We start from the raw sequence: 19101 nt of genomic DNA on the forward strand, positions 1-19101 counted from the left end.
TTCAGATTGGAATAAGGTTTAGTTATCATCTCTAATGTTCGTTCAAATGATTCATTTCATTGGACAACGGCTTTAAATTCCCATCTTTATCAAAATTAAAACTATCAAAACGAGTTTTACAATATAAAATAACTAATTGTTCGGGTAAGACAAATAACATCGTATAAAAAACTAGAGGGCCCAATAGAATAAGCATCATTATATTTCCATCAAAACTTATCATATTTTTAAAGATAGACTGTAGTAGTAAAGAGATCCCTGTTCCAACAATAATTGCAAAAGGTAATAATGATTTAGCCTCAAACCTAGTTCTAAGTCGGGCTTTCTTAGAACCTAAACGGTATTCACTTTTACTTAAGAGTTTATAAAACCGAATAAAAGTTACGATAAACGTTAGTATTCCAAGGCCAACCATGATGAGTGTTATCTGAATTAATTCGGATTGTTCAATAGTAAATAACCTATCTGAGCCAATTAAAAATAGAGAACTAATGAACAACATCACGCCAAATAAGTTTTGTGAAACTAATATTGAAATGAAATATTGTATTTTCTGCCCTTTTTTATAAAAGGACGGGATAGAATATAAAACTGAAAATATAATTAATATCGTTGTTCCTACAAGATGTATATAAAACAAGATATCCTTATAAGGAAATTTCGTATTATCAGCTGCAACTAAATATGTTAAAGTAAATAAAAGGGTCTGTAAAAACACCGATAATATTAGAATCCCCCCAATAGTTTTTGGACTTTGTCTCCCTGATTCCAACGGTTCTCGTAATACAGCAAAATCTCTTTCTTCCAGTTTATTTAATTGACGATAAATCATTTTTAAAAATTCCCCTTTAGCTAAACCAACATCAAGCTTATTTAAAAATTCCACTCTGATAAACCTTCTTTTCCTCGTAAGCGGATATGCTATCAGGTACACTATGCCCGATTCTTAGCTTTATCCCCACTCTCCCAAGGCTGTAAATTTCCATCTTTATCAAAGTTAAAACTGGTGAAACGTTTTTAACAGTATATGGATATTGCGGAGTAAGCAAATAAATATATTCCCATAAAAAACACTGCGAAAAACAAGATAACAAAAATCATGTTTTCTATATCACCTGATAAAAGGCCTTCAACCAAAAATCGTAAAATAAACACGAGACCTATTGCAACGATAATAAATTCGGGTAACTTTGAAAGTGTAGAACGCTCTCTTTCTAAGACTTTCTTATGATCATATTTTTTAGAGCCCTTTCGGTAGTCTCCCCTTTGTAGCGAACGTTGTAATCTGATGAATATGGCAACCAAAAATGCTATCCCTAATAATAAAACACCTACTGCCAAATAAATGCCCCCTCGGTAAGATCCACTGACCGAACCAACATAAAAAGTGCGGCGAAGTAGGGGAATATGCTGATAAAATTTAATAGTGTAAGACTTCCTATTATTAACTGACCTATTTGATTTTTACGATAAATAGCTGGTATAGCAAAAATTATTGATCCTATTATTAAGATAAAAGTTAGAACATATTGTATTGTCAAAAGCAGTCTTTTGTTGTACTCAGGATGCATAAATGGATCAGCTGCTGCAAAAATCCCGAGAGCGAACAACAGTTGACCGATTATTCCTACGAGGAGTACATTCCGCAAATTATTTGGAGTTTGTCTACCCGATTCAAATGACGTTCTAAAAAGTGCGAAATCCTCTTCTTCTAGTCTATCTAGGATTTTAAACAAAAACGATTACTCCTTTCCAACAAAATGAACAGATCGGTTGATATTAAAATTGCTTCTAAAAAACATTCCTTCTTCCGATTGGTTCGTGAATTTTTCTTCATTTAGTAAGAAAATCTCTGCTAACATTATCTCATTAGTGGGGTCACTTATTATGGAATAAAAGCGAGGATCACTCACACGGTATCCTTGCTCATCTAAAATTCAGTGGAGTCTTGAATCGCTTCATCAATATCTTCAGGTGAAAACTTAAATTTTGATTTTATCACCGTATACTTCTAGTAAAACGCAATAAAATGTATTTTTCAATGAAATATTGTGAGGATGAGAATGGTCTTTTATTTTTTGGTAGGCAGCTGAAAATCCACCTCTTGATCCGCTTGACGTAAATCTAATGCTCCTTCTATAAAGTTAATTTTTATCAAATTCCAGTTTATTTCTAAATAAAATTTGATATCTTATAAACGAAATATTACAAATAATACAACCTAAAATAAGAAAAAAAGAAAATGATACTATTAGCCAGATCAAGGAAAGATAAATAAGAAATAAAACTGTAAAAATAATCGAGATAGCAAATAAAAGTACCGCCATTAACAATTCATTTCTATAATACTTTTTCCCATCCTGCATATAATCCTTAATCGATTCTGTAGAAATATCCAAAGGTCGTAACTCTCCAATTGTCCCTTTATAAAAGGAAATACCAATTCCCATTCCGACTACTATTGTAACTAGTGTAAAAGCAAACAGGGTAACTGGATGTTCATAGGTTATTGGAATTGCTTTAGCGACCCTCAACAAGGCTAAAATAAGCACAAATGCAATCCAATAGAAAATCTGATTAATGGATTTATGGTTCGCTCTATATACTTCTTTGGTTTCTGGATCGATAAATAAAGTAAATGCATTTTTTCCTTTAGTCATTTCCGCATAAAATGGAACAGGTTTTTTTCTCATTTCTATCTCTCACTTATCTTTAAGTTATCCAAATACGGATCCTAGATCTATAAACAAGCCTTTAACCGCTTCTCCAATTTCTTTACCGACATCGTTTACTGTTTCAGTACATTCCACAAATTATCCGGCGTTTGTCTACCTGATTCAAATCACGTTCTAAAAAGCGAGAAATCCTCTTCTTCTAGTCTATCTAGAATTTTAAACAAAAACGATTACTCCTTTTTCGTAAAGCGAACAAATAATATCTGTTTTATCAGATGTAAAAACCATAGCAAGTTCGCTATGGCTTTTACATTTTTATTCAACAAAGTCTATTCTAAAATTATCCATTTCCATATGCACATTTTCATCACTTAATGTGTCAAATACTTCTTCATCTTCTTCAGTAATATCTACAAAGAATGGTATAGCACCATTTTTCTCAAGTACACCAATATAGTCCTCTGTCAGATCTATTTCATAATTTTCAAATATATATTCTCCGTCTTGATTTCCAAAAGTTAAATCAAAAGCAATATTTTTTATCGGATCTTTCAAACGATTGATAGCTAAAAACATTAAAGAAATACTATCATCTTCAAAATAAACTACATCTAAAGGTAGTAAACTAAAATCATCATGATCACCCATTTTGGGGTCATTCTCTATCTCAGCCTGAATAGCTTGATAAATTTCATTATTTTCTACCGTTATTCCATCTTCTTCATCAACTTTTAAAACTTGAAGAGTTAAGTCTTCTTTTTCTTCTCCTTCAGCCAATTCCTCACCCTCATATTGATTTTTTCCTTCAGTGTTAGTCTCACCCGAATTATTATTTTCTGTTTCTTCTACTCCCTCTTCAGCGGTTTCATTTTCTTTATCACTTGTATCATTACTCGTCTTATTTCCACAAGCAGCTAGACCCAGAACTAAAACAAACGATAAAATCAAAATTAATTTCTTCAAAATAACAACTCCCTTTTTATTCCTACGCTCATTTCTAGATAATGTTTTCCTTTGTTATTCGTTTTAAATTCAAAAAATACCGGTGTTCTTTGTTCCAACCCATGTTGTCTAATATAATGCATGAGATCCCAATATTTTACTTGTGACTGTTCGTCAAACTCATCGAATACACGGGTCATTATCATCGGTTGGATAGTAAAATAGCTTCTAAAAAACATTTCTTCATCCGATTGGTTCGTGAATTTATTTTCTTCAATTGGTAAGAAAATCTCTGCTACCATTACCTCTTCAGTTGGTTCACTAATTAGCGAATAAAAGATAGAACCACTCACATTATATCCTTGCTCATCTAAAATTCGATGGAAGTCTTGAATAGCTTCATCAATATCTTCAGGTGAAAACTTATAGTACTTCGAAACAACATTTTGATAAGCGATTTTATGATTCTCAAATATCACAATTGATCGCCCCGTTTCTTAACTGGTACAAACAAATCAATAATGTATTCACCGTATATTTCTAGTAAGACGCAATAAAATGTATTTTCCAATGAAATATTGTGATGATGAGCATAGTCTTTTATTTTTTTGTAGGCAGCATGGAAATCCACCTCTTGATCTGCTTGACGTAAACCTAGCGCTTCTTCTATAAATAATTTATCCAAGAAGCTAAAATTCGGATCCTCCTCTACCTTTACCTTCTCGTTAATCGGTAAATAATACGTAAATCGACCGAATTTATCTTCATTTTCTTCTGGTGTAACTGAAAAGAAGATAGGACCATTTTGATAAATATCTTTAATAAGCGTAAAATCTTCCATTAATAATATTCCTTCTTGCCAATCTTCTCTTAGCTGTCTTGTTTCATAAATTAATAGATTATCAAAACTAAGTGATCGGATTTCAAATTTCATTTACTTCATTCACCTCACTTGAAAACGGCTTTAAATTTCCTTCTTTATCAAAGTTAAAACTATCGAAACGAGTTTTACAATATAAAATAACTAATTGTTCTGGTAAGACAAATAACATCGTATAAAAAACTAGAGGACCTAATAAAATAGCCATCATTATATTGCCATCAACACTTATCATATTTTTAAAAATATACTGTAGCAACAAAGAAATCCCTGTTCCAGCAATAATTGCAAAAGGCACTAAAGATTTAGCTTCAAACCTAGTTCTTAATTGTGCTTTCTTGGAACCTAAACGGTATTCTCCTTTACTTAGTAGTTTATAAAATCGAATAAAAGTTACGAGGAATGTTAGTATTCCAAGGCCAAGCATTATGAGTGATATCTGAATTAATTTAGATTGTTCAATAATAAATAACCTATCTGAACCTATTAAAAATAAGGAACTAATAAACAACATCAATCCAAATACGTTTTGTGAAACTAATATTGAAATGAAATATTGTATTTTCTGCCCTTTTTTATAAAGGGACGGGATAGAATATAAAACTGAAAATATAATTAATATCGCTGTTCCTACAAGATGTATATAAAACAAGATATCCTTATAAGGAAATTTTGTATTATCCGCTGCAACTACATATGTTAAAAAAAATAAAAGAGCCTGTAAAAATACCGATAAAACTAATATTCCTCCAAATGATGACGGACTTTGTCTCCCTGATTCTAAAGGTCCTCGTAATACAGCAAAATCTTTTTCTTCCAATTTATTTAATTTACGAAAAATCATTTATTAGATTCTCCTTTAGCTAAACCAGCCTTTTAATTTACGAAAACCACCTTTTACTCTATCCATTACCGACTTTTTAGTTTTACCTAATTCTACATTCAACAATACATTCACAAACATTCCAGCAACTACACCCGCTGCCGTTCCAACACCCGGTATCGGAATCAATACTGTACCTGCTGCCGTAAATCCAGCTTGAACAGCTCCACTAACTGCCGTATCAATAACCGTATCTTCTGTGGCACGAACGTGAGCATCTTTCCCTTTAAGTCCTGCTGCTTTGGCATCATGATAGTTACTATAATAACTGAGACCCGCACTCGCTGGTCCCAACGCCTTACTAGCACCTTTACCAAAACCAGCCATTCCTTTAACTCTATCCTTTACACCTTTCCCTGACTCTTTCAAAACATATTTTGCTTTTTCACTAGCAGTTTGCGTACTTGGGTGTGGATCAAGCTTTGGGGTATTGTAACGACCCTTTTGGTTATAATGGGCATGCTCAGTTAGACTATCATTCGCCCCATTCAATACAGTATTCATTTTAGAAATATAGCTAACAAGATCTTTCGTTTCAAGAACATCTTTGTTCGCTGTTCCACTTTTAAAGTCTGAAAAACGGGCTTCACCCGTAGCTGCATTTGCTTTTTTCATAATGACTTCTATATGGTGCATTATTTCTTTTATTGTATTGTCGTGTCCTTTACCTTTATTTGTAAAGGAATTTAAATTCTTATCTAATTCATCTATAATTTTTACTGTATCTCTATAATCATTTATTACCGAATAAAATGAAGGTGTACTAATACTAACAATGTCAGATATGTCGTCAATGATCCCCGACACTCCTTGTTGGTAGCCACTGAGTTTTTTATATTCTGTATCTAATTCCTGTTTTATTGTCTCTAAGTAATCAGTTTGCACAATAGCTTCTGAACTGGAATCCACTCCCGATTGAAACTTTTCAATATGTTCTTTTAAATGCTTGTTCAAACTGATAAAAAGTACTTGAAAAGCATCGGCAAGTGAAAGATGTAACTCGCCAAAATAATTTTTAGCCGACGATGCTGCGCTACCTGTAAATGACTCCATGGATTGAATTTTGTTAACTCCGTCAATGACAGCATCCAAACTTAACTCCACATTTTGCGAAGAAGTATTAACTTTACTTGAAAATGCAGTAACTTCAGCTAAATATACCTTATGTCCCATATTCCTTTCCCTCCTTTATGTTCGAAGCGGTTGATACCCATCTCTAATATCATGTCGTTATACTTGTGACAACTGGGTATCTTTCTCTCTAATTTTCTCACCAACATCTTCAAGAACTTCCAAATCAGCTTGAAACAATGCTTTATATTCAATTAAAAGCTCCAGGGCTCTGATTGTATTCTCTAAATCATCAATAAATGGGGTAATATTTGTCTTTTCAAGTGTTTCACTTGTACTCATCTGTCCATCAATACTTGTAACAGAATTTCTTAGACTAATAACATTATCTTTAAATAAAGCAATATTTAGGCTAATTTTTTCACTCATTCACTATTCCTCCTTGCTTCAATTTGGGAATTGACATTAGTCAAACTGGAACGGAAACCACTTATCGTAGATTCGACTGATTCCAAATTTGCCTGACATCTCCTAAGTTCTTCTTCGACACGAGTACGAGCATCTTCTGTTTGACTTAAAAAGTTTTTCGTGCCACTTTTTAAAGATTGGTGACTGTTATCAAATTTACTCTTTTCTGTTCCGTGCCATCTACCTTCATCAATAGTCAAATCGGTAATTTTCTTGTGAGAGTCTTCAATTGCCTCAATATAATTTTGTAAGGAGTTGGATGCTTTTTCTAACCTTCTTATTTTTCCTTCTAATTCTGTTTTTTTAGCCTCTTGTTGACTTATAGCAGTGGTTAACGTTCTTCTTTGACCATAATAATCATTAAGCGTAAACCTGCTCATCTCGCTCACTCCTTTTACTTTGGAATTTTAATTTTTACATGGTGATGATCCATTGCGAAATAACATTCATATGCTTCCGGTGATTTTTCATTCGACATAAACCGTTGTTTGAAAATATCTTGGTCGCCAAGTCGCATACTTAATAACCCTGCTAACGCCTGCCCTCTTACATATTTTGGAACTTGTTCAAAACTTTGCCCTAAATAACTGTATTCACTACAGATGATAAAGTGAATCCCGAGATTTCCAGCATTCATTAACATGGCTATTTCTTCATCATTGACCATACTATTCGCACAAAAGTCTTTAAAGTTAGCAATCATAATTAACCATTTCGGTTCATTCGTTTTATGTTCTGTTCGGTATTTTATTTCACTTAAGAGATCATTCTTTAACCCGGAAAATTGTTCGGCTTTCGATATATATGCATTGAGCGTTTCGCCTACTTCAGCTAACTTTTGATCAGACGTATCAAGCAACATCGTCCGGTATGATTCTGTTAGAAGCATCATATTTTTCGCCAAAGCTACTCGCATATTTTCTATACGATCTAATCGATCACCAATAGCAATTAAATGACCAAACTTCTCGAAATCAAAGGCTAATGGTTCAACTTCTTCAAAATCGAGTCCTAATGGTAATAAGCTTTGTTTAATTAACTGCTTCGTTCTTTTTCTTTCTTTAAATTTATTAAATTCGATGACTCCATCTGGCATCATCGGAATTTCTTCTGGTCGTTCTCCATCCCAGAAGCTATCCATTTCTTTTGCTTCTTTTTGGATTCCTTCAATGATTTGTAATGTATCTTCTCCCTTTGTTGGAAGGGCAGTTTGAAACACCGCCGGTTCTTCCAGCTTTATAAGACCACGACCTGGGAACTCTTCCACTTCTAATTCCGTACGCCCTACAATCGAACGCGTTTCTACATGATCGATTAAAAAGAGCGAAATTTGTGTTTTAATGTTGGATAATAACGGCATTCTGAGCACATTTTGACGACTACCACTGATGACTAAATGGATACCGATACTTGCCCCTTCTCTAGCGATCTGTGTTACTGCTTTTTCAAATGGCTCTACAAAGTCAGCCTCTCTGACAGCGTCATAATTATCAATAGCAATCACCATATGAGGGACGATATTCCTACTTGCTTTTTCATACATATCCATCGTAGCAACTCCAAATTCACTCAATAGTTGTTTTCGATGTTTTATTTCAGCCTCTAGCCGTCTGACCAATTTACCGATTTTCTCACTTTCATCAATAAGTATCGTATCTGCAACATGTGGTAAGTCTTTAAGTGGCAGAAGCCCATTCGTTCCAAAATCAAGCAAGTAGATATGCAGATTACTAGGATTTTGTACACGTGCGACATCCATAATTACAGTTTGAATAAATGTAGATTTACCATAACCAGGGCTAGAAAAGGCCGCTAAATGTCCTTCTTTTGTTAAAGGAATTTCGAGCATGCGCTGTGCCTGTTCATCTGGAAAATCAGCCATCCCGATAACGGCTTGTAATTTTTGCTTTTCTCCTTGCCAGTTACTCCGAAAATCTCTTTTACAAATATCTGTAACAAAGATCTGTTTTTCTAAAGGAGGTAACCATGGACTAGGAAGCTGTTCGATCTTTTGCTTTTCTGTATAATCATGAATATATTCAATAATCGCTTCGAGTTCTGTCTTTGTTTTTGAAATCTCTTCTTTTTTATCTAATCCACTTAAGTCTTTAGTTAAAATTTCATATTGTCCTAAATCATTGATCGCATAGACGGTTGTATCGACTAATTCCGGATCATCCTTATCCAATGTATAGTCCGCTCCACTCCATGCACTCTGGAACAGTTCATAGATTTCATTATTTCCTACTTGCAAATACGCACGACCCGGTAGAGTAATCTCAGCAGCATCTGGTGTTTTTAAGATTTCATTTGAATCACTTTCGTTTTGAACCTTTAATGCGAGTTTAAATTTCGAGTTGGACCATATTTGGTCATCGACAACCCCACTCGGTTTTTGAGTCGCTAAGATGAGGTGGATTCCAAGTGAACGGCCAATTCGAGCTGTTGAAACTAATTCCTTCATAAAGTCCGGTTGTTCCGCCTTTAATTCGGCAAATTCATCTGAAATTAAAAATAGATGTGGCATTGGTTCGGAAGCCTCTCCTTGTTTGAAAAGCTTCTGATACTGATTAATATGGTTTACATCATGTTCACCAAACAATCGTTGCCTCTTTTTTAATTCAGCTTTAATGGATGCAAGAGCCCGCATCGATTGTGCACCATCTAAGTTAGTTATTGCTCCAAGAGTGTGCGGCAAATCTTTAAATAAATTTGCCATTCCTCCACCCTTATAGTCAATTAATAAAAAGGCTACTTCATATGGATGGAAATTTACAGCTAAAGACAAGATATATGACTGGATAATTTCCGATTTACCAGACCCTGTTGTACCTGCAACGAGTCCGTGAGGTCCATGGGCTTTTTCATGTAAGTTTAAATAGACGATATCATCTTTTGCTCTTAAACCAAGTGGTACAGCAAGTGTTTTATACGTCTCATTTACTGCCCAATTCTTACTTAGGTTAAACTCTTCTACACGCTCCACCCCATACATTTCCAAAAACGTAACTGCTTCCGGGATAGAACTTTTTAAACTCTGTAAATGATTTAGTGGTGCAAGCGCACGGGATATTTCTTCTTTTACAAATTTTTTTGGAAAATGATCAGGGACAAACGCTTGGTTTACTAGCTCGCCTTCTTCAAGTAACACATTCCCACTTTTGGCATCCCGTATATCAATAACAGTTCCCACATGCTCAGGAAGAGATTGAAGTACATCCTGAACAAAAACAAGGGAGACTCCGAGTAGACTCGGATCTTCATTGAAAAATTCCATAATTGTGTGATCTAAAATAATTTTTTCATCGGTAATTAATACAACATAATGGGGTGTAAAAAATTGTTTCTCCCTTTGATTTTCTTTTTCTGTAAGAATCAGCTTACGTTCTTTTAAAATTTGATATAAAGAAGTAAGTACTTGGTCACGGGAACGCTCATGATAAACAAATCCACGAACATTTAATTCTTTTAAACGTGCATGCGACAACCAACGCACCCATTCCCATTCTTGTTTTTCCTCTTCTGGGAAAATAACAATGAATTGCAGTTCATGATAACTATGGAAAAAAGCTGTTTGCATTACCAGCAACTGAAGTTGTTCCAATACTAGTGAACGCTGCCCTATATAGCCTACAGGTCCTTTCATTAATGAAGTGGTTACGGGTACTGACTCAATTCCTTTAAATCTAGAATGAAGCTTGCGCGCTTCTTTTATAAGATCATCTTGCTCTTGTGTGAACTCTTCTTCCCTATATTCAATTTCAAAACTCGTATCGACATTTCCAAGACCAACTCGGTATTTTAAAAAGTCATGATGAAACATCGTTTTCTCATAGATACGTGCATTTACTTCTAACGCCATATCTTTTATTTGTTCAACACTTGGGTAGTGATAAAAAAGTGCATGTCGTTGATCTTCTGTTGTGTGAAATAACTCTTTCGTCTTATCTTTAAGGTACTTTTTATAACTTTTGTCTCTTTCCTTTATATCAATACGATATTGTTTGGCGTTTTTCACATAAGAAGTTACCGACAAAATGACTGTAGTCACGGTCATCGCTAACATCACAACGATATATATACCTCGAGGCTGAAATATTGAAACTAAAGCAAGTGCTGCAATCATCACGATAGGTGGAATGATTGTTCTCATCAATTGTTCACTCGGTTTGGAAGGCTTTGATGATGGTTTAGCAATAACCTTTTTCTCCTCAGGTTCACGATAAATAATCCTAGGGGACCGATGATAATCTGGATAATTGTCCTCATAAGCACTTTGCGATTTTTTTAAACCTATTAATTTAGTCACTAGTTTTTCAGGAGAGATAATTAGCTGGATTTCTCCTTCCCCGACAATCAGTTTTACACCGTCGAAGAAGATTTGATCACCAATCTCCAATTGGATGTCCTTGTCCACTTTTATAAAATTATGATATACATTTCCGTGATTTAGATATAACTGAAATAGACAGGTTAAATCATCTCTTGCCATGATGAAATCGACTTTTGTATCACGAATGGTGATATCATCATAATTATTTTTTCCAATTGTTAAACTAAGCTTTGAAGTACAATCAAAAACTTGTTTACTCTTCTCATCAATCTGAAGCAAATAGAGTTGCATCGTTTTACCTTCAATGAGTAACTCTAATTTTTCATTGATTTGAATTTGTTTTCCGTCTATTTCACAATTATTTCCGTTCCATTTGACTACGTAAGACTTGGTCAATGTAGCAAATGTAAGGTGATGAGACAAACTGCTTCCTATAGTAACTTCCTTTTCTTCCTCGTTTGGTAATATACTTTTATGTAATTGATCACAATAAGTGACTAGTAATTCAATTTGAGTCATCTCTTATTCTTCCTCCAAAAGATGTCAGCTTTACCTGCTACATGAACTAATCTTTCTCTTGCTCTTTTTTATCTTTTTCTATCTTATCTTTTTTACCTTCAGTCCCTACTTCTGTTTCACGTTCCTGATTCACTGTCTCTTCTTCATCACTATTTTCTTCCGTTTCGTCACCAAGCTCTTCGTCTTCAAATAACTCATATTCATCCTTATACTTTTCCAATTCATCACGTAAATTATTTACTTCTTCATCACGCTCTGTGCCCGATAACTCAGGGTCATTTTTAACTTGCTCCGTTTTCTGGATTAAACCATAAATGATTAAAGTAGGGTCATCTAAATACTTGGCAATGTCAATGGATTTTTCAAAATCTCCTAATCCGTTATAAATCCAATACAGTAAATAATATTGATCACTTTTTAAACTGACGTTTTTCATAATGGACTCTTTTTCTTTATCCGATAATTGCTCTACATTGATATAGGAATTAGCCAAGATATATTTAGCTTGATATGGTAACTTCTCCATATTTTCATGTTGTAATGTATGAATCACTTCACTATAATTATTTGCGAGATATTCATTATGTGCCTCTAGTATTCGCTCCTGGTACGGTATTCTTATAAATGTCGTATAAACTAGCAATGATACGAGTAAAACAGAAAAAGCTGTCATCCAAATAGCCATATGCTTAAAAAGCCGAAATCTTCTCTTTGGTACTAGCTGCATCGTATTTTCCATTCGCCGCTGTTCTTCAAAATAGCTCTGTTCCAAAAAGTCTAACATGCCCGCAACAGTATCTTTTTCAATTACTTTCTGCTCAAACTTCGTATCTGTAGCCCTTTCCAACGAACCGTTATATAGTTCGTCAAACGTATATTTTTTTGAAAAAAGAGCAATGGTCAAACATTTTAATTGCTTTAATACATCCTCTTCTGTCATTTCATATGGTTGTAATTGATTACGAATTCCACGATAAATAAGTAGTGGCATTAAGTTATTATCAAATACAAGATTATTAGGGTGAAGCAAGAATGTTACCCGACTTGATAAAAGGGAGTAGATCGTTGAAAGATTCATTAGTGCTCGTAATTTCTCATTTCGACTCTCATTTTTTAAATCTACAAATCTCTTTAACTCTTTTTTGACTGTAAAGGAAAATAAGTAAGCATCTTCTTTCTCCTCTACAGTAAGCGGAACGAAATAATTTGAACTTTTTGTAATTAATTTTAATTGGTCTTTATATTTAATTTGTGTTTGTGACTTTGGAATTTCTATCTTCCAGTTTTCTTCATTAACTGAAAATGTTAAATCTAACGGATCAATTTTTACTTCATTTTTATTCATGTCGTGCAACTCCTTAAAGATCCAAACTTTTAAACATTAATAGATTAAAGATGTATGCGTTCAAAAAGGAGGATAAAACGGGACGAATCGGCTAAAGTCGAAGTTCCCCTTTCGATGTGTCATTTTTACCCGGACTTTTTAAACTACCTTACAATACGATAAGAATATCGCCATCAGCAACAGGATAATCAAGTAAGTTGTCATCGTCAGCAAGAACCAGTTGTTTCGTCGGTACTTTTATGGCAAATCTTGATATCACTGGTAATGGAATATTTAACGTTTCCTGTAAGTTAAGCAATAGTTGTTTTACTGTTTGATGTTTCGGTACCCGAAGGTCATATGTTTCACCCATCCAATTGGTAAAGTCCAAAGTCACATTGATATGTGTTTCCCTTGCCACATTACTCACCCTTATTAAAAATTCCCTTAATTTATAGTAGTTGTTCAAAACTCCTATGTCTTGCCAGACACCGCATTATATGAGAGAACTTTTTGAACATCCTCTTATAATTCAAATTTTCTAAATAACATAATGACTCCACCACCGATTATACCTATGAAAGTAACTAGGCTGCCATAGACAACAAGTGATGTAAAGTTTGTCGACTGTTCATCCACTGGTTCACCTGCAAAAACGTTTGGTGATTGATAGTCTTCCGTAAATAATTCGGATTGAACGTCATAAAGCGAAGTGGTTTCTGGTATCTCTTCTAAGAAAATATGACTTTTTACTCCTTTGATCGCTTCTTCATTTTTTTCCTGTCTGTCATCAATCTTTTCCTTTGTTTCTGCATCAAATAAACTTGGAAAAGTTCGATCCAGTTCTGTTTCAACGATTTCTCCTTCATCGTCAGGATTTTTTAAAATTCGATCTGTCTTAATCTCCATCTTTCCTTTTTCAGGCCCCTTTTCATCTGCAAAAACGTGGAATGGAGCGAGAAAAAAAATAGAAAGAGAGAAAAGAAGCAAAAATTTAATTTGCTTCTGGCATATTCTCATCTTCCATCCCCTCTTTACTGTCAAGTCGTCGATTTACTACGAACAAATTAAGTACAAAGCCAGTTACAGCGATTAAAGCTAGTATTACTATAACAAGTAGTGAAATAGCTTTTCCTTCTAAAATATTAGTTAATAACGTTTCTATATACTGAAGTGGAGATATCTTCTGTAATGTTTCTACTAAATTTTTGTTTTCAAATCGAAAACCAAGTGATTTTGTTAACAATAAGTATAAGCTAAAAATTGTCATCAAGATAAACATTCCGACCATTTTTAACTGTCTTAATAAATAGGTCGCAATTAGTAAGAACGTTATGGTTAACAAGAGAATTAAACCGAGCCAAATATACATTTTTCCATCATCAAACTGCAATAAGAAAAATGAAAGAATTCCTATTACTAAACCTTCTATTAATCCAACGCCTGCGGTAACAGCAGTTATTGGCAAATTAGCGTGTAAAAGTTTACGTTCTTCTGTAAAGGCATCTGTTGTCATCCGTTTTTGATTAATAGTAGATATAACGTATGCCGTAAAGAGAGTTACGATTGACAAAATAATTACTAAGAAATAGGCTGTAAAATCTTCCCCCTCTGTAATGACACCATCATTTTTCGTTTGAACTGGATTTGCTAAAAAGCGATACAAATTCTCGTTTTGTCGGTCCCCAATTCGGCTATTTGCTAATACTTCACTAAAGTTCTCAGCATAACTAGCATCTTCTATCGCTTTTTCTGTCAATTTATTCGCTAAATCATCTGCATGTGTAATTAAATTAACACCACTCTTTTGAATGTTTCCTGCTTGTTCATCTATTGCATCAAATGTTTGATATACGTGATCAGCCGTACCGAAATTAGCTTTAGCTTGATCTACAAGGGACTGACTTGCCAGTAAGAGCGGTTGATATCCACTGTCTAAATTCATGACAGCTGATTGGACTTCTCGATCTTGATCAAGAACTGTCCTATTTTCATTAGTTAATTCGTTACTAGTATCACGCCACTGGGCTAACTCATCTAGTATTTTCCCAATTTCATTGTTTAAAGAATTAGCTTCTTCTTTTGTTAGGGCGATTTTTTGAACTAAATTGTCTGATTCCTCGCTATATTTTTCCAAATCATTTTTATAACTATTTATCGCTTTATCAATATCTTTTATTGAATCATCAACATCGTCCGTTATTTCTTGCATCACATCTTTTACAATATGATCCTTAATTAGATCTTTAATCTCTTTTTCATAAAATATATGATAAAGTGAATTTTCAGTCGCAAGCGTAACTAGCGGTTTTTCTTTTGGTAGAGATTCTAACTCTTTTTCAAAGTTTTGATGTTCCATATCAAACCCAAAATATAATTCATATAAAGAATACAGCTTATAATAACCGCTTATAAATTCTGCAACCTCATTAACGGCTTCCATTAAATCTTCTTCATTTAAATCTGCTAATAAAGAAGTTTGTACTTTTTGGTATAGATAGTTATTCGTTATTTCCTTGACCTCTTTTATTGGAGGTTCAGTTTCTTCACCTTCTCCAGCTTTGTCATCTTCCTCATTCTCTGAAGATCCTTCATCTTCTCCAGCTTTGTCCTCTTCCTCATTCTCTGGAGATCCTTCATCTAATCCTTCCCCTGCGTTATCTCCATTCGATGAATCATTATCTTTTTCCTCTGTTTCTATTGAATCATCTTCGTTTGAGACAGAATCATCCTCGTTGTCTGCTTTAGCACCTGGCTGTAGCGCCTCTTCACGTTCTCCCGTGTCGGTGCCGTTATCTTGGTCCTGCTGTTGTTCCTCTTGTTTGTTATCTTTATCTGATGGTGGAGCAGTGAATTTTTGATCAGTTTTATCCTCAACTTCTTCTGGAGCTTCATTCTCCTCTGGCTCTTCTTTTTCAATGCCTTCTTGGGAAACAGTCCACTCCCATTCCAATGGTGAGAAGATGTCTATCTCTTCTCTAAAGCCTTTCTTAAGTTTTAGTTCTAGACTTAGAGTAAGCTCTTGATTTGATGGCTTTATCTTGATACCAGTATCGGGATCATAGTTCCTGATCTGTCTCCCATTTAACTCAATCTGTTCTAAATCAAACCCTTTAGGTAATTTACTAAGGTATAAATAAACCTCACCTTTATCATAATCAGTTAAATTTATTTTATCTGATACGGTAATTCCAGATTCTAAACCTTCTTTTATTTTATCAATTTTATCTTTTATTGTTGTAAGCTCCTGATTTGAAGACCCCGCTCTATTTTTATAGTCAGCATTGTATTTATCAGTCACTTTAATGACTGTTAATAGATCACTTTCAGCCTGCTCATCTAAGCCAATCTTCTCAATTTCATTTACATCTAATGTTGGTAAGTTTTTAATTTCTTCACGGATATCAGTATGAACAATATCATCTAAACCTGTAAATAAATCATTTATCTTCATATTTACATGAGAGTCATCTTTAAAAGCATCCTCCAACTGCTTTCTAATCTGTTTTTCCAACTTAGTATGTATATCTTTATGCAGCTGATTTTGAAAATAGCTTATATTTTCATCCATTTGCCCAAAACGATGCTTTATTAAATTAGCGTTAGACATAATCGTTTTCGTTCTAGGCTCATTTTCTCCTACAAGTTGAAATTCACGATATACCTGTTCATTCGCTTTTTCTAATTCAGCAAGTCGGCTCATAACATCTTCATGTCCCAAACGGTTAACAAATTGTTCGAGAAACTCCCCAAATGTAGCTGCTATTTGACTTTCATCTTCCTTTATTTTAATTACACTATCAATTTCCTCAGAAAACTGTTGATTAACTTGAGCGTCTTCACTTAAACTCGATTCAAAACCACTTAAGACATCTTCCAATCCTTTATAACTTTCTTTAGAAACTTTTGTATAGTCTTGCACCGTTTTAAATTGATCGGTAAAATTCGATAAAGGATCATTGACTTGATGATTATAAATGCTTGTATATTCTTTTTCTTTATCAATAATTTCTTTAATATTATCTTGGGCTTCTTGTAAATTTCCAATAACACTTGCAAAATAAACGTCAATTAGTCGTCTGTTAAAGTCGTTTAAAATTTGTCCTGCTGTTTTTTCTGCTTCTGCTCGAACACTTTCGTGACCTGTAGCATTAATCTTATAATGTAATGAGACCGGTTCAGGTCGCTCCAAATGAATCGATAAAGAGCGGGCAGAAAAATCGTTTGGAATAATGATCATCATGTCATAGACTCCGCGTTCAAATCCACTCTCGGCAACTCCACGACTGACAACATACCAATCATGTCTATCATCTTTTACAACACTATTTGCAAATTGATCTCCAAACACAATTTTATCATCATTAAATGGCGCACCTTCATCTTCATTTACAAGCGCAATCGCCATTGGTCTTGCTCTTTCAACATGGTCAATTGAATTTTCATTAAATGCAAGGTAAGATAAACCAATCGATAAAATAAAAATAATCAGAAAAAAAACAATTCCTTGCCATCTGTATTTTTTCATTTACTACAACTCCATTAGAGATTATTTGTTGATATTTAAAAAGAATGTAAGGGAATAATGAGAGTATATCTTAGAAAACTTGGCTTATCGCCGAGCCTTTATGGCGAAAGCCAAAGTTGCACTTATGAAGTAAGAAAGTTTTATACTTTCTTAACCTTCAATAAAATTTCACGTAACAATAAGGAGTCACACAACTGACGTTATGTGACTCACACTGTATACAGAACATATGTGTCCCCTGTTGTTTATCTAAAGCCGAAATTTTTTGATAATGCCTGGTCTTGCTCTTGCATTGCATCAGCTGTTTTCGTGAGTTGGTCTTGGATTTCCATCATCAGCTGAGCGAAGTTTTGAACTTTTGGTTTTAAATCTTCAAATTGAGTGTCAAAACTTCTGAAAGCTTGACCCTCCCACTGTTGACTTAGCTCACCTTGCAAAGCTTCTAGTTTTCCAAGGATTTCTTGGATCATAGCCGAACTTTCTCCATACTGTTTTGCCTTATGAGTCAGTTCAGCTGGACTCATTTTTATTTGCCCTGACATAAAACTCATCTCCCTTTTTAAATATTAGGTAATTAGTCTTGTTTGAAAAACTACATTCCTACTTACCTTGAAAATGTATACTAAAAGACAATAAAATCAATGTCAATAGCTTTTACAAATTTTCTTAAAAATAATTCAAAAGTCATGCGATGTTATTCCTTAATATCGAGAGGATAATTGAATAATAAGCTTAATTACCTAATATTTAATAATAGATGCATTGAAAAAGAACCAATTAATTTCCGCTCCTAATTTACTAGCTTATTTTTTAAATTTTTCAACATCGCACCTATAAACTAATTTATATATATATGGTAAGATAATTCTTAAGGGAATTTTATTTGGAGGGGGAGCAATGAAACGTTATTTAACAGCGATTTTTATTGGAATCAGTATCATTTCAGTCATTATTAGTTTCAGCTTTAATGTAAGATGGAATGGCATTGTTGCATGGGGGTTAGCATTTATCTTCCTACTCTTCGCAGCATTTTTCACCAAATATATTCCAAATGAAAAAGAAGAATGTAAAAAAAGAACCGTTATACCAATTCTATTAATAATATTTGAAGTTTAGGAGAGATAAATTTTGAAATACTATGCCGCATTTTTAACAATGAAAGATAAAGAAAAAAGTCGAAAGTATCGCCCGGAGCATCTTGATTATTTAAAAGAATTAAGAGACCAAAAAAGAATTCTTCTTTATGGACGTCTAGTAGATGGAGCAGGTGGACTTATTATATATCAGGGAGATAGCCTGGAGGAAGTGACTGAGTGGGTTAAAGAAGATCCTTATGTAAAATTAGGTGCAAGAGGCTACGAAGTACATGAATGGGAGATGCAAACAGATTATACAATCAATTAATGTTAGAGCACTGAAAAGCAATGCTTTCAGTGCCCTTTTGCTTTTTGTATTGTTAAAAGAAGACACACTCCGTA

At 33.9% G+C, this 19101-nt stretch carries 19 protein-coding genes; 2 read left to right on the forward strand and 17 right to left on the reverse strand.

Going from position 1 to position 19101, the window contains the following annotated elements; translation table 11 throughout:
• Window positions 1-31: 31 nt before the first annotated feature.
• The 17 genes from SPD89_RS11895 to SPD89_RS11975 form a co-directional block, all read right to left on the reverse strand.
• Window positions 32-886 carry a hypothetical protein gene (locus tag SPD89_RS11895; RefSeq protein ID WP_336262168.1) on the reverse strand — a complete coding sequence of 285 codons (855 nt, stop codon included), beginning with the start codon at window positions 884-886 and terminating at the stop codon, window positions 32-34.
• Window positions 887-1017: 131 nt separating this feature from the next.
• A complete protein-coding gene (locus tag SPD89_RS11900; RefSeq protein ID WP_336262169.1) occupies window positions 1018-1341 on the reverse strand; it encodes a hypothetical protein in 324 nt (107 codons plus the stop codon).
• Window positions 1332-1736 carry a hypothetical protein gene (locus tag SPD89_RS11905; RefSeq protein ID WP_336262170.1) on the reverse strand — a complete coding sequence of 135 codons (405 nt, stop codon included), beginning with the start codon at window positions 1734-1736 and terminating at the stop codon, window positions 1332-1334. The genes SPD89_RS11900 and SPD89_RS11905 overlap by 10 nt, the downstream gene beginning before the upstream one ends.
• Window positions 1737-2144: 408 nt before the next feature.
• Window positions 2145-2693: a hypothetical protein gene (locus tag SPD89_RS11910; protein WP_336262171.1), complete on the reverse strand. Its 549-nt coding sequence runs from the start codon at window positions 2691-2693 to the stop codon at window positions 2145-2147.
• Window positions 2694-2990: 297 nt separating this feature from the next.
• Entirely contained in the window at window positions 2991-3638 is a 648-nt protein-coding gene (locus SPD89_RS11915) for a hypothetical protein (RefSeq protein WP_336262172.1), read from the reverse strand.
• On the reverse strand, window positions 3635-4096 hold the full coding sequence (locus SPD89_RS11920; RefSeq protein ID WP_336262173.1) for a DUF5085 family protein: 462 nt from the start codon (window positions 4094-4096) through the stop codon (window positions 3635-3637). Before SPD89_RS11920 ends, SPD89_RS11915 begins: the two co-directional genes overlap by 4 nt.
• Window positions 4093-4551 carry a DUF5085 family protein gene (locus SPD89_RS11925; RefSeq protein ID WP_336262174.1) on the reverse strand — a complete coding sequence of 153 codons (459 nt, stop codon included), beginning with the start codon at window positions 4549-4551 and terminating at the stop codon, window positions 4093-4095. Before SPD89_RS11925 ends, SPD89_RS11920 begins: the two co-directional genes overlap by 4 nt.
• Complete coding sequence (locus SPD89_RS11930; protein WP_336262175.1) at window positions 4541-5341, reverse strand: hypothetical protein; 801 nt, start codon at window positions 5339-5341, stop codon at window positions 4541-4543. Before SPD89_RS11930 ends, SPD89_RS11925 begins: the two co-directional genes overlap by 11 nt.
• Before the next feature lie 15 nt (window positions 5342-5356).
• Window positions 5357-6553, reverse strand: a complete 1197-nt coding sequence (locus SPD89_RS11935) for a T7SS effector LXG polymorphic toxin (protein ID WP_336262176.1) — start codon at window positions 6551-6553, stop codon at window positions 5357-5359.
• 57 nt (window positions 6554-6610) lie between these two features.
• A complete protein-coding gene (locus tag SPD89_RS11940) occupies window positions 6611-6880 on the reverse strand; it encodes a TIGR04197 family type VII secretion effector (RefSeq protein WP_336262177.1) in 270 nt (89 codons plus the stop codon).
• Window positions 6877-7299, reverse strand: coding sequence for a YwqH-like family protein (locus tag SPD89_RS11945; RefSeq protein WP_336262178.1), 423 nt, complete (start codon window positions 7297-7299; stop codon window positions 6877-6879). Before SPD89_RS11945 ends, SPD89_RS11940 begins: the two co-directional genes overlap by 4 nt.
• A gap of 14 nt (window positions 7300-7313) precedes the next feature.
• Window positions 7314-11771: a type VII secretion protein EssC gene (gene essC, locus SPD89_RS11950; protein WP_336262179.1), complete on the reverse strand. Its 4458-nt coding sequence runs from the start codon at window positions 11769-11771 to the stop codon at window positions 7314-7316.
• A gap of 46 nt (window positions 11772-11817) precedes the next feature.
• On the reverse strand, window positions 11818-13116 hold the full coding sequence (gene essB / locus SPD89_RS11955; RefSeq protein ID WP_336262180.1) for a type VII secretion protein EssB: 1299 nt from the start codon (window positions 13114-13116) through the stop codon (window positions 11818-11820).
• 148 nt (window positions 13117-13264) lie between these two features.
• Entirely contained in the window at window positions 13265-13516 is a 252-nt protein-coding gene (locus SPD89_RS11960; RefSeq protein ID WP_336262181.1) for an EsaB/YukD family protein, read from the reverse strand.
• 104 nt (window positions 13517-13620) lie between these two features.
• Window positions 13621-14115 carry a type VII secretion protein EssA gene (gene essA, locus SPD89_RS11965; RefSeq protein WP_336262182.1) on the reverse strand — a complete coding sequence of 165 codons (495 nt, stop codon included), beginning with the start codon at window positions 14113-14115 and terminating at the stop codon, window positions 13621-13623.
• Complete coding sequence (gene esaA / locus SPD89_RS11970) at window positions 14090-17623, reverse strand: type VII secretion protein EsaA (protein WP_336262183.1); 3534 nt, start codon at window positions 17621-17623, stop codon at window positions 14090-14092. Before esaA ends, essA begins: the two co-directional genes overlap by 26 nt.
• A 245-nt stretch (window positions 17624-17868) precedes the next feature.
• Window positions 17869-18165, reverse strand: coding sequence for a WXG100 family type VII secretion target (locus SPD89_RS11975; protein ID WP_336262184.1), 297 nt, complete (start codon window positions 18163-18165; stop codon window positions 17869-17871).
• A gap of 355 nt (window positions 18166-18520) precedes the next feature.
• Here SPD89_RS11975 and SPD89_RS11980 point away from each other — a divergent pair, with 355 nt between their 5' ends.
• Window positions 18521-18739 carry a hypothetical protein gene (locus SPD89_RS11980; RefSeq protein ID WP_336262185.1) on the forward strand — a complete coding sequence of 73 codons (219 nt, stop codon included), beginning with the start codon at window positions 18521-18523 and terminating at the stop codon, window positions 18737-18739.
• Between the two features lie 12 nt (window positions 18740-18751).
• Window positions 18752-19027: a YciI family protein gene (locus SPD89_RS11985; RefSeq protein WP_336262186.1), complete on the forward strand. Its 276-nt coding sequence runs from the start codon at window positions 18752-18754 to the stop codon at window positions 19025-19027.
• Window positions 19028-19101 lie beyond the last annotated feature (74 nt).

The sequence above is a fragment of the Pseudogracilibacillus sp. SO30301A genome (assembly GCF_037072025.1).
Lineage (GTDB): Bacteria > Bacillota > Bacilli > Bacillales > Amphibacillaceae > Pseudogracilibacillus.